Below are 14,850 nucleotides of genomic sequence, written 5' to 3'. Positions count from 1 at the left end.
GCGCAAATACCCCACGGAACCTTGAACCGATGGTGTAAGTCAACGGACGAGATTGCAAAATGAAGGCGCGAGCTGCGTTACTATGCGCTAAAACTTGAGCCGCAACCGCAAGTGGCTGAGGATTTTGGATTGTTGAATTTAAAGCCAGCGCCATGAAGCCCATCGACATAGTCGATTTCGGTTCCTTCAAGATAGGAGTAGCTCATCATGTCGACGTAGAGCTTGATGCCTTGCGATTCAAAAATACGATCAATCTCTTGGACTTCGTCTTCGAAATACAAATCGTAGCTAAACCCAGCACATCCGCCGCCGACTACGCGCAAACGCAAACCTTGCTCGTTGAGTTCTTCATCCTTTTGGATTTCTTTTACTTTTGCAGCTGCTTTGTCGGTAAGTGAAATCATGTTTGTCCTGCCTTATATGCCAAGTGGCTTACTTGATACTCTAGTATAGCCATTCTTTTCCGGTCTGCCACCTCGTTGACTGAAACCATGAGTATGAGACAGTGCCGGAAGAAGCTATGGTCGATACCGTTTCCCCTTTTAATTGCAAGGCAAAGTTGTCCTAGTCACCGGTGGTGCCAAAAGGTTAGGTGCCAGTATAAGCCGACGATTGGCCCAATCTGGGGCAAAAGTGGCCGTGCATTTCCACCATTCCGAAAGCGGAGCCGCTGATTTGGTTCAGGAACTAACTGAGGCAGGCAGTCAGGCAAAGTCCTTTCAGGCTGATTTATTCGACCAAAAGCAATGTCAGGCTTTGATCGATGAAGTGATTGCCTTTTTCGGAAGGCTCGATGTGCTTGTTTGTAACGCGGCAAACTTTGAGCGCGTTGAGCTTGATGCGATTGCTGAGGAGCATTGGAATCGGGCCCTTGAGCTCAACCTTAAGGCTCCTTTTTGGTTAGCTCAGCACGCGGTAAAGGAGTTAAAGGCAAGGCAAGGTGCAATCGTTCTTTTAAGCTGTGCCAGTACAATCAAACCTTTTCGACATTACTTGCCGTATCTCATGTCAAAAGCGGGTGTCTTTCAGCTGACCAAAACCCTAGCGCTCGAACTCGCTCCTGATGTTCGCGTTAACGCGGTCGCGCCGGGTGCTGTGCTGCCACCTCCGGAAATGCAAGAAGACACCGTTCAGCGACTGCTCAAACAGGTGCCTCTCGGTAAACTTGGACGCGCAGAAGATATTGCCGATGCGGTGTTGTTTTTGGCAACTGCTCCTTTCGTGACTGGGCATCAATTAGTTGTCGATGGTGGCGAAGTTGCGGGCGATATATTGCGCTAGCTTTCTGTTCTACAGATGTCCGAGCACCGTGATGGCTTGCTTGTCGCAGTAGAGTGTTTCGATGCCTTCGCTTTTTGTGGCTGAAATTCGCGCAAGAGCATAACAGCATTGCTCTTCATCGTCCCACGCAGCGGAGCTGACTTTACCCATATCTTCGCCACTTTGGTCTTGAAGTTCGCTGCCTGGTTCTAAGAGCAGCTTGCTTTTTAGATGCACGCTAAGCCATTTTTGCTTGCCGCGGTGCTCCAACATGGCAACGACTTCCTGTCCAATGTAGCAGCCTTTAGTAAAACTGATGGCACGCTTTCGAAGACCCGCTTCTTGCGGGAAGTCTTTGTTTGAAAAATCCATGTTAAACTTTGGAATCCCTAAACGTATGCGCATGGTGTCCCAGTTTGTTTCATTCACTAGCAGGCCATACTGGGTAATAGCTTCTTCTAACGCTGCTTCGTTTGTTGACTGCACGATCACCGCGTCCAAGCCATTCTCGCAGAGTCGAGGACTAGAGAAAAACTCGATTGCATCGCTTTGTAGCTTATGTTTTAGCTCGGATGCCTGAGGCCCTTGCAGGCTCCATACGCGGGCTTCTGGAAGCAATTCAAGTTCAACTTCCTCCATAATAATATAGTGCTGAAAGTTGTCGTAGAGCTTGGTGGCTTCGCTTTGAGGAAGAGCAAGCAAAAAGTCATCTCCTCGGTCGTAGACAACGAGGTCCGAAATAACTTTACCTTTGACGGTGGGCGCTACGGCATAAATCCCAGACCCTTTGGACGCAATGGCCACGTTGGCTGTGATTTGTCCGTTGAGCCAAGTGCGCGCATCCGGTCCATACACGCGCATCACGCTTTCGTCGTGGATTTTTTTTGCAGCAAGACTGCTTCGAAACGCCTCTAGCTTTGTTGCGTTGTTCATAACTTAGTGCTCAGTCTCTCATCCTTTGGAATCACGTTCACGAAGGCGAACGGACCCGGAAAGCAAATGCACCGGTCCTGATTCGGTTGCTAAGATTAGGGCTCCTTTGTCATCAAGGCCCTGTATCTGTCCAGCGACATCGTCGCACAGCACCCATTGTCCTCGCCAAGCAAGACGTTTTTGCATGGATTCAAGGATTGGCGCAACCGCACTGGAGCACAGTTGCTCGAGCCAGTCTTCGACATCCTTTAAGATATCGCAAAGCAGTACGCCGCGGTCAAGGGGCGAGCCGGAATCGCTCTGCAAACACAAGGATGTGGCCAGCGTTTCAAAATCCGCGGGGAATGCCTCTCGATGGACGTTAACTCCAATCCCGATGATAAGAGCATTCAGTCCTTCGCTGCGTCCTATCCCTTCGACTAAAATACCGGCAGCTTTTTTCTGTGCAATCAAAATGTCGTTGGGCCATTTTATTTGCACGGTCTTTGCAGTGCTTTTTTCGATGGCGCTTGCCACGCCTAAGCCGGTGCACAGTGTTGCTAAAGCTAAGTGTGCTTGCGGTATTTTTTTTCTCCATACGATGGACATGTACAAGTCACCGCTGCTCGGCGAAGTCCATATTCGGCCGCGTCGGCCACGTCCAGCACGCTGAGTTTCGGCAACAATCGTTAGCCCGTGGGCAGCGCCGTTGAGTGCAGCTTCTTTGGCTACATCGTTTGTTGAGTTAACTTCCTCATAGAGTTCGAGTAAATGACCAAGCTCTCGGCTTTTTAGTTGCGCTTTAATCTGTTGTGTTTGCAACGGCGGCACATGTTTTGGGCTCATGCAAACCCCCGTGCCAAAGTAAACGATAGTATGTTGCTCATGGCGTGAAACCATACGCTTGCACCAATGCTTTGTTCTTTGCGTCGGAGCCAACCAAAGACAAGCGCCGGAAAGAAAACCGCAAAGCGTGAAGGGTGGGGTGGCGCCAAAAAGTGGAGCAGCGCAAAAAGAGCCGCTTGCATCAACCATGCTGGTAGCGACAGCGACACGCCGAATACCTTGCGTTGTGTCCGAAATCCATCGGCAAGACGTGTTTGAAGGTAGCCTCTAAAAAAAGCTTCTTCTGGAAGAGCGACGACAAAAAGCTGATTTAGTGCATAACTTAAAAGTCCAGCAGGCCATTGCCAATGAAATGCACCGTCGGGTTTCCACCACCAGAGATAGGCAACGATAAACGGCGGGAATACAATCAATGCTGTAAGTGCCGCTAACGCTAAGGACTTGAATGCTGCTGGAAGCGTATGGAGCAAAGCCGACACGGTGCTTTTTTCTGAACTGCTGCTTTCAAAGAAGCCGCCCAGCGAGAGTCCGTGGCGTGCCAGGTTGTCTTTGTTATCAACGGCAAAATGAAGCGCGGTCCACAATAAAAACAAAGCCAGCAGCAAAGGAGCCAGATGCTGCTGAAACCAGGCCACAGGAAGATAAACCACCAATGCAGTAACGATCGCCACGATGGCGTAACTGCGAAAAGCTTGTTTCAGTGCTTTGCCGCCAGACAACATGCGCCAGGTTATACCCTGAGTTTCGGATAAGAAATGCAAAGATAGCGCGGGATTTGGCCTTTTTGCCTGGCAGATCGACACAGGACGACCCTCTTGGGCAATTCAAAGAAGTCTAACGCAGCAAAAAGGCCCAAAAAAGCTAAATTAGTTCGTTCTTATTCGAAACTCAGGTTGATGAGGGGCCGAGAATCTGGGCAAACCCATCGAACTTGTTTGTCAATTTCTCCCTAACGTCGCGCTTTTTCCTAAAGAAAGTGTGAAATTGGCCGAAATTGCTACAAACCCGGCACTGCCGATGGGAGGTCTCCATCTTCCATCAGGCGCTTGACCATGGTCGGAAGGGGGTTATGTTGCACAACCCTGCTTGAGTGAGGCCGCATTGATTTCTGAGTCCAAGATTGCCGAGATTCGTGAGCGAACAGATATCCTTGCGATCGTTGGAGAATACGTGAATCTGAAACGAATGGGCGCAAGCAGCAAGGGCCTTTGTCCTTTTCACGCAGAAAAGACCCCCTCGTTTTACGTTCATCCCGATCGGCAGTTCTTTCATTGTTTCGGTTGTGGCGTCTCCGGTGATGTCTTTTCCTTTATGATGCGCATGGAAAATAGAAGTTTTCCCGAAGTAGCGGAACAACTGGCCGAGCGTAGCGGTATCGAGCTACCTGTGATGGACCCGCATAAATCTGCGCAGGAGGCTCGGCAAAAGAGTCAAAAAGATCGTTGGTATGCCCTTATCGAGGACGCTGCCGGTTTTTACATGACGCAGCTTAAAGAACATCAGTTAGCGGTCTATGCGAAAAGCGAGTTGAAGAAACGAGGCGTCGATTCAGAGTTGGCGACTCAGTTTCGTTTGGGCTACGCGCCTGCGGGCTGGCGGAGCTTGGTTGAGTTTCTAAGTGCTCGCGGTCATTCGCTTGCCGATGCCGAAATGCTTGGTTTGATCGTCTCAAAGCGGGGTTTCTCCGAAAAAGAGGGAGAAAAAAATGCTTTTTACGATCGTTTTCGTCATCGCTTGATGTTTCCCATCTCCGATTCCCATGGGCGTATTGTTGCTTTCAGTGGACGGATGCTTGAAAACCCTCCCGGCACGGAGGACAAGCAACAGAGCCCAGCTGCAAAGTATGTCAACAGTCCTGACACCCCGCTGTACAAGAAAGGCAACCTGCTATTTGGCCTGCATGAAGCCCGCGTTGCAGTACGGCGAGCGCAAAAGATTGTCCTGTGTGAAGGCAACTTTGACCTTTTGGCTTTGCATCAAGCAAAAATCCCTTTTGCGGCTGCACCGCTCGGCACGGCGCTGACCGAAAGCCAAGCGAAGTTGATTCGTCGCTTTGCGGACACCGTTATTCTATTGTTTGACGCCGACGCAGCTGGCGCCAAAGCGGTTCAAGCTGCCTTTCCTATTTTGAGCGCGAGCGGCCTAAACGCTAAAGTAGTTGCTTTACCACCAGGCAGCGACCCCGACAGTTTTGTGCGGGAACATGGCGCAGAGGCGCTTTCACAGCGGCTTGACTCCGCGGTGGGCGTTGTCGAGTACCTCATTGATCGGGCCTCGGAGCTGGCACCGGCCGATGCTAAAGGCAAAGCCGACGCCGTAGCGAGCCTAGGCCGTTATATCCACATGACTGATAATCCCGTGGAATTGCAACTTTACATCGAACGTGTTGCCAGACGATTTGGGCTGGTTGACCTTGGCGCGGTTCGTGCTCAACTTAGAAGAGGAAAGAGTGAGACGAAGCAATCGAGGGCAAACGAAAGCGCAGAAAAAAAACTAGAGAAATTGTGGACAATTCCAAAGCATACCCGTACCGAATGGGAGATTTTAGGGGCTTTTTTGGATTTTCCTAAACTTTTCTCCGATCAAAGGGCAGAATTGTTTGTTGAGCTTTTGACGGATACCCAAGTTCGGGTCATCTTTCATGCGGCAGCGGGCATCGTCGCCACACGGGGCGTGGTGGATGCAACGCTTCTATTGGAACAATTAGGGGAGATTGAATGTCGAAGTCTACTCGAGCGTCGGGTATCTGTGCAGAAGCACGAGGCCAAGGCGGCAGAGGAGATACTAGACAGGGGTATAGTGCAACTGGCTAAACAAAATATCGAGCGCGAGTTGCCGATGCTCGCAACTCAAGTTAAAGAAGCGCGCAGACTCGGAAACGACCAGCAAGCACTGGAACTCACCAAAGAACGTGATCGGCTTTTTAGAAGCGCACAACGGGCGATGCAAGTTGCTAAGGGGTGAACATGGCTAGCAAGGAAGCAACAAAGAAAAAACGAGCTAAAAAGAAAACAGCCACAAAGAAGTCGGCGTCAAAAACAACCGCCGCAAAAAAAAGAGCCGTAAAAAAAACAACGGCCAAGAAAGCGAAGAGTAGCGCAAAGATGACTGCGAAAAGCACTGCCAAAACAACCACGGCCACCAAGGCTGACAAAGCATCGAAAACAACTACGACTGCTAGCCGTTCCAAAACGGAGAAGAGCAAAAAGGCGGAAAAAAGAAGCGGTGGTTTTAGGCTTAGAGGCACTGAAGCGCGTGAAGTGCAGCGTTTGGTTGAACGAGGCATAACCAAAGGCTTTCTGACCTTTGATGAAATCAACGATGGCTTGCCTCCTGACCTCGTCAGTTCGGAGCAAATCGATGAGCTTATGCAGTTGCTCAAGGCTGGCGACGTTGCGGTGCTGGATCATCCAAGCAAATACAAGGGCCCCATCAAAGCCGTCTCAGCGCTTGACAATATTCGAAATCCTACGGTGATCACCACGACACCGGAAGCCGGCAGTAATGAGAAACCTTCGGTGATTCCTCCTGCGGTTGGCAGCAAAGAAGCCGAAGAGATGTACCAAGCCAAATCCAACGACCCTGTTCGGATGTACTTGCGGAAAATGGGTTCGGTCTCCTTGCTTACACGTGAAGGTGAAGTCGAAATCGCCAAGCGTATTGAAGAAGGGGAGTGCAAAGTTTTTGATGTTCTTTTGAACTCCAAAGTGGGTGTGACGGAGATTATTGATCTCTCGGACAAGCTCAAAAATGGAAAAGTGCGTGTCAAAGATGTCGTAAAAGATGCTGACGTGGAAGAAGGCACCGAGTTTGATGAAGAAGCGGCCATCAAGAACGTGTGCGTGCAACTCGAGAAAATCAAAAAGATTGAAAGCCATGTTGCAAAACTCCGCACCGAACTCAACGTGGGCGGCAAAAAGACAGACCGAGCCAAAAAGACGCAGCAAGCTCAGCTTGATAAGAGCAAAAAAGAGCCGGTTGATGCTCTTATGGCGCTTCGCCTTAATAAGAAGCAAGTGGACGCTATCATCGGTCAGTTCAAGCTCTACTCAAGACGGGTTTCTCGCTACGAAACCATGATTGCCGATGCCGAGCGTCTTGCGGGAGGTATGCCTGCTAAAGAGATTCGCAAGGCCGTTAAAGAGATTCACACCGACCCAGTGCTCGAGAAGCGAGTCGCACGTAAATACAAAGTGGGTGCGCCACAGCTGGAGCGCGCTGAAGAGCGCATCAAAGATGCACACAAAGTTGCCAAGCGTATCGAAGAAGATTTGGGCCAGCCTTTAGAAGTATTTAAGGCAACCTATCGCGAACTCCATCGTGGAGAGCGCGAAGCAGAAGTCGCTAAAGCCGAACTTGTGGAAGCCAATCTGCGTTTGGTGGTGTCCATTGCGAAGAAATACACCAACCGCGGTCTTCAATTCTTGGATCTCATCCAGGAAGGTAACATTGGCTTGATGAAAGCGGTTGATAAGTTTGAGTACCGCCGTGGCTACAAGTTCTCGACCTATGCCACCTGGTGGATTCGTCAGGCCATCACGCGCGCGATTGCGGATCAGGCACGCACTATTCGTATTCCGGTGCACATGATTGAAACCATCAACAAGCTCATTCGCACCTCGCGGTATCTTGTTCAGGAACTTGGCCGTGAGCCCGACCCTGAGGAGATCGCTGAAAAGATGGAGCTTCCATTGGATAAGGTGCGTAAGGTATTGAAGATCGCCAAAGAGCCGATTTCGCTTGAAACACCGATCGGTGAAGAAGAAGACAGCCATCTCGGTGATTTCATCGAGGATAAGTCGGAGCTTTCACCGGTGGATTCTGTCATCAACTTTAGTCTAGAGGACCAGACGCGAAGCGTGCTCAAAACACTCACGCCTCGAGAAGAAAAAGTTTTGAGAATGCGTTTCGGTATTGGTGAGAAGAGCGATCACACTCTTGAAGAGGTCGGGCAAGATTTTGAAGTGACACGTGAACGTATTAGGCAGATTGAGGCCAAAGCGTTGCGCAAGCTTCGTCATCCTAGCCGCTCGAAGCAGTTACGTAGTTTCGCCGAAAACTAATTGAGTTTGGGGGCTGTTGCACGATTTTGGTGCGATGGTCGCCTTACGGGCCCATAGCTCAACGGTTAGAGCCCCCCGCTCATAACGGGGTTGTTCCAGGTTCGAATCCCGGTGGGCCCACTAATTTGGTTTGTACCGCTGCGTAGCAGCGCTCCAAAGAGGGGATTCACGCGAATCCCCTCCCAAGGACGCTACGCGCCTTGGCTCCCACCCCAGCGGGCTCGCTCTGCTCGCGTGGTGGGTGGGTAGGTAATTTTGAAAGTGATTTGTTTGTAGGCTTGCTCCCCCGTTCGCTTTGAGCTTAAAAAGGCTTGCTTTGTTCGGCTGTGCTTGATATCGCTCCGGCTCCTAGGGCTGTTAGCTCAGTTGGTAGAGCAGCGGGCTTTTAACCCGACGGTCACAGGTTCGAATCCTGTACGGCCCACTAGTGGAAAGGAAAGGCAGAAAAGCCACAAAAACAAAGTACAAAACCTCGAGTGCGCCCTTCCTCGGAAGGTCGCAGGTGTTTTCGGTTTTGCGGTTCGAATCCTGTACGGCCCACTAGGCAAAGTCACCACAAGACTGGCTTTTAGCCCGGACTTGGAGTAGCTTCCGCCGGCACCAAAGGTCCCCATCGTCTAGAGGCCTAGGACGCGAGCCCTTCAAGCTCGTTACGCGGGTTCAAATCCCGCTGGGGACGCCAGCAAAAAAACCCGTGCAAAGCGCGGGTTTTTTTGTTCTGCGGAGTGCCCAGCGGGATTTGCAAATCACCGGGATCGCAGGAGCGAAGCGACGAGAACTCCGGGGACGCCAGCAAAAAAAGACCCGTGCAAAGCGCGGGTTTTTTTGTTCTGCGGAGTGCCCAGCGGGCTTGCCTTGCGAGCAGGATGTTTGCTTGCTAATTTTGGAATTGGTTAGGTTGTTAGCTTTAACTGTTTGGACCGCTACGTGGCAGCGCTCCAAAGAGGGGATTCACGCGAATCCCCTCCCGAGCGCGCTTCGCGCGTCGGCTCCCACCCCAGCGGGCTCGCGCTGCTCGCGGGGGGGGATAACTGATGAGCGAGCTTTCAGGTTTGTTTGCTTTTTGCGAGCTGCTCTACTTGCTCTTTGGCTTCTTTGAGGCTGACGTTGTGAATCTGTCGGTACAGTTTAATGGCATGGATCTTTTCGCCATCTGCGATCAAGCGATGAACATGATCGAGCGTGGGCGTTTCCGTTGTGGGAATTAATCCTTGGCGTTTTAACTTGTTCTCCTGGTTTCGTCCGCGGACTGACAATAGGAACAAGGCAGTAATCATTCCCAGCGCTATATAAAGTAGTTTCATGTTCAAACCTTTAAATATGACTTAGTTGTTTTATCTTTGAGTTAGGGATTGAAAAAAAGGTACCAACATATTGCTCCGATCGCAGCAGCGGTACTCAGCCAAAAAAGAGATCCGAATGCAGCTGACCTAAAAGCGGTTGCATCGAGGCCTAGCTTCCGACAGATCAACCGGCCGATTGGAGCAATGCTCTCGACCGCTAGGTGCAAAACGAAATCAACGATGCCATCAAAAAGCAAAAACATGAAAAAGTCTCAGAAGTCTTTGATTGTAGAGGATGCTGGCGCGAGGTGAAAACTTTTAGTCGCAGGTAGAGTCAAGTTAAATAATTGGCGTTTTTTCGTAAAGTATCGCCTTTTATCGTCCTGGCAGCCTTAACATTCGCTCAAACTAGGCTACAACTGGTCGCTATGGCCCAAAAAACGACTGAGCATCCTTACGCGGACTTTCTCCCTAAAGTCATGAAGCCGGCGCGCTATGTCGGTGGTGAGCACGGCGAGATTCTAAAGGATTTTGATGCGGCAGCTTGCACGATATGTCTCGCCTTTCCGGATCTGTATGACATCGGCATGAGTCACTTGGGCTACAAGATTTTGTATTCCATCATCAACAAGCACCCAAAGCTTCTTGCGGAACGAAGTTATGCGCCCTGGCTTGATATGGAACAGGAGTTGCGTTTGCGAGATGAGCCCTTGCGTTCACTTGAAAGTTGGAGACCACTGTCGGATTTCGACATCGTTGGTTTTTCACTGCAGTTCGAGCTAACCTATAGCAATGTGCTGCTAATGCTAGAGTTAGGAGGGATCCCTCTGCGGAGCGACGAGCGTAACAATGACGATCCATTGATTGTAGCGGGCGGCCCTTGTGCTACGCATGCTGAGCCCATGTCTTCGTTCATTGATGTCTTTCTTATCGGCGACGGGGAAGAAGCCACCCCGGAACTGATGTTAACGTGGTCTGCGCTGAAGAAAACAAAGATGACGCGCGTAGAACGGCTTCGTGCGCTTGCAAAACTTCCAGGCCTGTATGTGCCGAGTCTTTATCAAAGCGAGACGATGGAGGATACTGGTCTTCAAGTCGTGCAAAAGCCAGACGATCCAAGTTTACCCTATCCAATCGAGCGAAGCTTTGTAAAAGACATCAGTAAATATCCCTTTCCAAGTGATGGACCGATTGCAGCAACCGAAACGGTTTTTGATCGTGTGTCCGTTGAAATCGCTCGCGGTTGTACGGAGGGCTGTCGCTTTTGTCAGGCCGGAATGATTTACAGGCCCGTGCGTGAGCGCACACCTCAGGACATCATGAGCTCTCTTGAAGCTTCGCTGATGGGCGGAGGCTACGATGAAGCGTCGCTGACTTCGCTTTCCACGGCCGACTACAGCGCGATTGCGCCCTTGATTCATGAGGTGATGAAAAAGCTTGAACCACAGAAAGTCTCGCTTTCAGTATCGTCTTTGCGCGCTTATGGTTTGGACGACGAATTGCTTGAAGATATCGAAAAGGTTCGTGCAACAGGTCTTACCTTTGCTCCCGAAGCGGGCTCGCAACGTATGCGTGACGTGATAAATAAAAACATCACCGAAGAGCAACTGATGCAAACCGCTGAACGTGTATTTTCAAGAGGTTGGTCCAAGATGAAATTGTATTTCATGATTGGCTTGCCAACCGAGGAAGATTCGGATGTAGCAGGCATCGTTCAAACAGGTGCCCGCGCTCGGAATATTGGTAGGAGCCTTCAAAAGCGTGCGCCTCGCGTAACTGTAAGCGTAAGTACCTTCGTTCCAAAACCGCACACGCCTTTTCAGTGGTGCGCCATGAATGGTTTCTCGGAGATACTGCGCAAGCAAGGCATCCTAAAGCAGACAGCTCGTGAAGAAAATGTGCAGCTCCGCATGCATGCTTCCGAGGGATCCTGGGTCGAGGGCTTTTTAGCTCGTGGCGATCGAAGCTTAGGCCAAGTCATCGAGACCGCGTACAAAAACGGTGCGCGCTTTGATTCTTGGGAAGAGCAACTGAAGTTGGATGTTTGGAAAGCAGCATTGCACGAGCATCAAATCAATCCTGATATCTTTCTCGGTACCATACCCATCGATGCACGCCTGCCGTGGGACCATCTCGACGTAGGTTTGGAAGATGGCTTTTTGGCTCGTGAATATCGAAAAGCCGTGGCCAATCGTCTGTCACCGCCATGCGGAAAAGTTGCAGGCATGTTTGTGCACCACACCAATCTAAAAGACGCGCGTAGCGATAAACGAAAGCTCGTCTGTTACGATTGCGGCATAGCCTGCGACATGCAGCAGATGCGTGGTAGACGCGAGATTTTCTTGGATGATTTACATGCCGACAAAGCGCGCGATGTTCACTCCGTTGAGGCCAAGCCTGGTTCAGTGCAGCGCCGCGATACTGTACGCAAAATCCCTCTACTTCGTTCTCCCGCGCTTCGTCTGCGTTTGGGCTACACTAAAGTCGGACGCGCAGCTTACAGTGCCCATCTTGACTTAGTGCGACTTTTGCCTCGTATGGCGCGCAGACTCGACTTGCCACTGCGTTACTCGCAAGGTTTCCATCCAAAAGCTGAAATGAGTTTCGGCCCCGCTTTATCACTTGGGGTGGCCTCTTTAGGTGAGTACGTTGACATCAAACTCGAGCCGGAGATCAATATCGACTCTCAGGAGCTTTTGGAGCGTTTTCAGGACTGTGCATCGGAAGGCGTTAGTGTTTTCTCGGTGAACGTTTTAGGCAAGCAGGACTTGGGCATCAATAAAGTAATCAACAAGGCCTTCTATGTGGCGGGAGTCCCTAGAGCGGTTTTGAGTGAAAGAGAGCTCGATTCTGAGCAAGCGCTTCAATCTTGGATCGATGAAAAGCGTAAAACCCCGCTCGAAGTGCTTCGTAATACCAAGGGTATCAAACGACGTGTTAATGTTGCGCCTTTTCTCGATAAAGTGATTGCTAATCAAGGGGCAGAAACGCTTGAACGTGCTGGGTACATGGGTGATCTGGTGCCTATTCGTTTTTCAGTCGGCATTACACCGCATGGTAGCGCCAAGGCTGCGGAAGTTATCGAAGTGATTTTTGAATCGAAAGACATGCCGGCGCGCCTAGTTCGTGAATCGTTGGTTTGGCAACAGAAAGATCGCTGCACTAGCCCTTTTGACTTAGAGACACTAAGAGCACTATCGCTTCAGAACGAATCAGAACCCAGCACAGTTTCTTTGGGTTGAGATGCAGCGTCTTATTCAAAGTTGGCTGAACAGTGCCGAAAAAAGAAGGGAGTCCTTTTTCAAGAAGTTAGGTGGCCTGCCAACTGTGATTAGCTCCAAAGTGATGGCGCTAATGAAGGGGCTCGAAATTTCAGAGACCGAACTTTGCTCGGAGCTGGTCAAACAAGGTGTAGCGAGCTCGCTTACAGTCTCCATTAAGCAAGGTAAAATCATTTTGTCTGGCTGCTTTAGCGAAGACGAAGAGCAAACACTTATTCTAGAATCCCGTGGCGTTTTTTTTGCGCCTAGAGGGGCAAAGGAAGTCGTATTTCGTGTTCTTGGTAAAAATGAGAAGCAAAATCGTGAAATTGACCGCGTTGTATCTGAACTTGCTCTTGCGATTGCCAAAAAGCTTTGGGGATCATTTATTGATTTTGGAGCAAAAGGACTGCGGCCTCCCGTCAGTCGTGATGGTGATATGTTCCGTGTCGACTTGCGAGACATCCCGGTCGTTCGAAGCAAGGCAAGCGAGCCGTGGCGCTCGATGCTGGATCTTATCCGATTGCAGGACCTAGTGACTGAACCGGGGAAGTTGGTGTTACGACTCTCGCCTATAAAATCACTGTAACTTCTGATGGTTTTATTGGTGTTTTTTGTTCAGACCCAGCGTTTCTGTGTGCTGATGAAATTATTCGTCATGAAAGGTAAGCTCATGTAAACTGTGACTTTGTCTTGCGCTTGGAGCAGAAACTGTAAAACTAGATAAGGATTTCTTATCTTTACTTTTCGAGGGAAAACTATGCGTGTTTTGTCGCTTGTGTTGTTGTCGTATTGCTGTCTTTGTTTACCAAACTGTTCCAGTAAGAAGAGTATAGGTTCGAACACAGAAGCTTGTAAGGCTAGTCCAGCGGAAGGCGGTTGCGGTACGCCATGTCTAACGGACGTTAACGCGTGTGCGGACGGTTTCTTCTGTTCAAGCAGTGGTGTCTGTGATGCCGAATGCAGTTTGGTCAATAACATCCCATGCGCTGATGCAAGCACTTGCACTTCAAACGGACGCTGTCTTGCAGCAAACAGTTCAAACGGTGATTCCGGAAGTGATGTTTGCGCAGAAGTCCACATCGATACGGATAACATCACGCCCAACATCGTTCTCATTGTTGATCAATCGTTAAGCATGGACTCAAACTTTGGCGGAAATTCTCGCTGGGACACGCTAAGGAATTTTCTTATTGGTGAACAAGGCTCACGGCCCGACGGACTTATCTACGATTTACAGCAAAGTGTGCGTTTTGGCATCGCTCTATACAGTGCGATGAATGATCGTGCTTACGTGCGAAAAGTAGATCCAGGAACCGATCCAAATGCAAATGGTGATTCCACGTTGCCCCATGCAGATACATCATGCCCATTGATTAATTTTGCTAACAGTCCAGAGTGGTCTGTTAGCGAAGACTGGAATACACAATCGCCTCAAGCTCCAGCACTTAATGCCTACAATGATATTGTTTCGCTCTATGCGGATGCTAACATGGTCGACGATACTCCAACCGGGGATGCGATCGAGTTTTTGGCAAACTATTTCAAAACAAACCCAATTGGGAATTCGGACCCCATAGTATTTTTGCTTGCCACCGATGGAGAGCCCGATACCTGCACAGCATTGAATCAAGGTGCTAGTCAAGCGGCAGCCAATGCTGGAAAAAGCAAAGCATTGAGCGCCGTGGCAGCAGCTTACGACGATGGCATCCGCACCTACGTGGTTTCAGTGGCTGCCGACAGCGATCACTTCCAAGACATGGCCAATGCCGGTGCTGGTGTTGATACAAACAATGGCGATGCGGATGCGCCGTACTACCCAGTGACCGATCCTGCCGGGCTTGCAACAGCACTACAGACTCTGGTGCAAAACCAACTGTCTTGTACCTTTGAACTTCAAGGCAATATCAAAGACCTAAGCAAGGCTTGTGAAGGACAAGTTGTGCTTACATCAAACGAGGATCCAAACGGAACCACTCTGCCTTGCGATGACCCCAACGGATGGCGAGCAGTTGATGCGAACCACATTGAGCTTCAGGGTAGTGCGTGTACTGATCTCAAAAATGGTTCCAACGCTTCGTTAGCGGGAACTTTCCCCTGCAATGTTGCTGATTCGGTGTTTTGATAGATAATTTACGGTTCTGTGGTTTCTGAGCAGAGCATGCCAGTGGTTGACGGTCTTCCGGTCCTTGCTCCTGTATGGCGTTACATGTTGTGTGATGGTTG

11 protein-coding genes and 3 tRNA genes are annotated in these 14,850 nt (G+C 50.0%); 9 read left to right on the top strand and 5 right to left on the bottom strand.

Annotated features, from left to right (window positions below; genetic code table 11):
• Positions 1-80: 80 nt before the first annotated feature.
• On the bottom strand, positions 81-404 hold the full coding sequence (gene erpA / locus IPJ88_16600; protein QQR89776.1) for an iron-sulfur cluster insertion protein ErpA: 324 nt from the start codon (positions 402-404) through the stop codon (positions 81-83).
• Positions 405-612: 208 nt separating this feature from the next.
• Here erpA and IPJ88_16595 point away from each other — a divergent pair, with 208 nt between their 5' ends.
• Entirely contained in the window at positions 613-1,281 is a 669-nt protein-coding gene (locus IPJ88_16595; GenBank protein QQR89775.1) for an SDR family oxidoreductase, read from the top strand.
• Between the two features lie 9 nt (positions 1,282-1,290).
• Here the strand turns inward: IPJ88_16595 and IPJ88_16590 are convergent, their stop codons facing one another.
• The 3 genes from IPJ88_16590 to IPJ88_16580 are packed head-to-tail and all read right to left on the bottom strand — an operon-like array spanning position 1,291 to position 3,740.
• On the bottom strand, positions 1,291-2,193 hold the full coding sequence (locus IPJ88_16590) for a hypothetical protein (protein QQR89774.1): 903 nt from the start codon (positions 2,191-2,193) through the stop codon (positions 1,291-1,293).
• A gap of 18 nt (positions 2,194-2,211) precedes the next feature.
• Positions 2,212-3,018 carry a biotin--[acetyl-CoA-carboxylase] ligase gene (locus tag IPJ88_16585; protein QQR89773.1) on the bottom strand — a complete coding sequence of 269 codons (807 nt, stop codon included), beginning with the start codon at positions 3,016-3,018 and terminating at the stop codon, positions 2,212-2,214.
• Positions 3,015-3,740 (bottom strand): CPBP family intramembrane metalloprotease, encoded by a 726-nt coding sequence (locus IPJ88_16580; protein QQR89772.1) that lies wholly within the window; start codon positions 3,738-3,740, stop codon positions 3,015-3,017. Before IPJ88_16580 ends, IPJ88_16585 begins: the two co-directional genes overlap by 4 nt.
• A gap of 379 nt (positions 3,741-4,119) precedes the next feature.
• Between IPJ88_16580 and IPJ88_16575 the strand changes: the two genes are divergently transcribed.
• From IPJ88_16575 to IPJ88_16555, 5 genes are all read left to right on the top strand, one after another.
• Complete coding sequence (locus tag IPJ88_16575; protein ID QQR89771.1) at positions 4,120-5,982, top strand: DNA primase; 1,863 nt, start codon at positions 4,120-4,122, stop codon at positions 5,980-5,982.
• 2 nt (positions 5,983-5,984) lie between these two features.
• A complete protein-coding gene (gene rpoD / locus IPJ88_16570) occupies positions 5,985-8,081 on the top strand; it encodes an RNA polymerase sigma factor RpoD (GenBank protein QQR89770.1) in 2,097 nt (698 codons plus the stop codon).
• Between the two features lie 47 nt (positions 8,082-8,128).
• A tRNA-Ile gene (locus IPJ88_16565) sits at positions 8,129-8,201 on the top strand.
• A gap of 231 nt (positions 8,202-8,432) precedes the next feature.
• A tRNA-Lys gene (locus tag IPJ88_16560) sits at positions 8,433-8,505 on the top strand.
• Positions 8,506-8,687: 182 nt separating this feature from the next.
• Positions 8,688-8,763, top strand: a tRNA-Glu gene (locus IPJ88_16555).
• 364 nt (positions 8,764-9,127) lie between these two features.
• On the opposite strand, the gene IPJ88_16550 is transcribed toward IPJ88_16555, so the two are convergent.
• Positions 9,128-9,385, bottom strand: a complete 258-nt coding sequence (locus IPJ88_16550) for a ribosomal protein L7/L12 (protein ID QQR89769.1) — start codon at positions 9,383-9,385, stop codon at positions 9,128-9,130.
• A 407-nt stretch (positions 9,386-9,792) separates the two neighbouring features.
• Here IPJ88_16550 and IPJ88_16545 point away from each other — a divergent pair, with 407 nt between their 5' ends.
• From IPJ88_16545 to IPJ88_16535, 3 genes are all read left to right on the top strand, one after another.
• Positions 9,793-12,606: a TIGR03960 family B12-binding radical SAM protein gene (locus IPJ88_16545; GenBank protein QQR89768.1), complete on the top strand. Its 2,814-nt coding sequence runs from the start codon at positions 9,793-9,795 to the stop codon at positions 12,604-12,606.
• A gap of 85 nt (positions 12,607-12,691) precedes the next feature.
• Entirely contained in the window at positions 12,692-13,213 is a 522-nt protein-coding gene (locus IPJ88_16540; GenBank protein ID QQR89767.1) for a hypothetical protein, read from the top strand.
• A 171-nt stretch (positions 13,214-13,384) separates the two neighbouring features.
• On the top strand, positions 13,385-14,749 hold the full coding sequence (locus IPJ88_16535) for a VWA domain-containing protein (protein ID QQR89766.1): 1,365 nt from the start codon (positions 13,385-13,387) through the stop codon (positions 14,747-14,749).
• Positions 14,750-14,850: the final 101 nt, after the last annotated feature.

The sequence above is a fragment of the Myxococcales bacterium genome, from assembly GCA_016699535.1.
Taxonomy (GTDB): Bacteria; Myxococcota_A; Polyangia; order Polyangiales.
Note: the sequence above shows the minus strand (reverse complement) of the source record. Positions and strands in the feature narration are given on the sequence as shown.

What these genes read in the sequence shown, in the direction of transcription:
- erpA (QQR89776.1), bottom strand. Translation starts at nt 404, where the DNA reads ATGATTTCACTTACCGACAAAGCAGCTGCAAAAGTAAAAGAAATCCAA.
- IPJ88_16590 (QQR89774.1), bottom strand. Translation starts at nt 2,193, where the DNA reads ATGAACAACGCAACAAAGCTAGAGGCGTTTCGAAGCAGTCTTGCTGCA.
- IPJ88_16585 (QQR89773.1), bottom strand. Translation starts at nt 3,018, where the DNA reads ATGAGCCCAAAACATGTGCCGCCGTTGCAAACACAACAGATTAAAGCG.
- IPJ88_16580 (QQR89772.1), bottom strand. Translation starts at nt 3,740, where the DNA reads ATGTTGTCTGGCGGCAAAGCACTGAAACAAGCTTTTCGCAGTTACGCC.
- rpoD (QQR89770.1), top strand. Translation starts at nt 5,985, where the DNA reads ATGGCTAGCAAGGAAGCAACAAAGAAAAAACGAGCTAAAAAGAAAACA.
- IPJ88_16550 (QQR89769.1), bottom strand. Translation starts at nt 9,385, where the DNA reads ATGAAACTACTTTATATAGCGCTGGGAATGATTACTGCCTTGTTCCTA.
- IPJ88_16545 (QQR89768.1), top strand. Translation starts at nt 9,793, where the DNA reads ATGGCCCAAAAAACGACTGAGCATCCTTACGCGGACTTTCTCCCTAAA.
- IPJ88_16535 (QQR89766.1), top strand. Translation starts at nt 13,385, where the DNA reads ATGCGTGTTTTGTCGCTTGTGTTGTTGTCGTATTGCTGTCTTTGTTTA.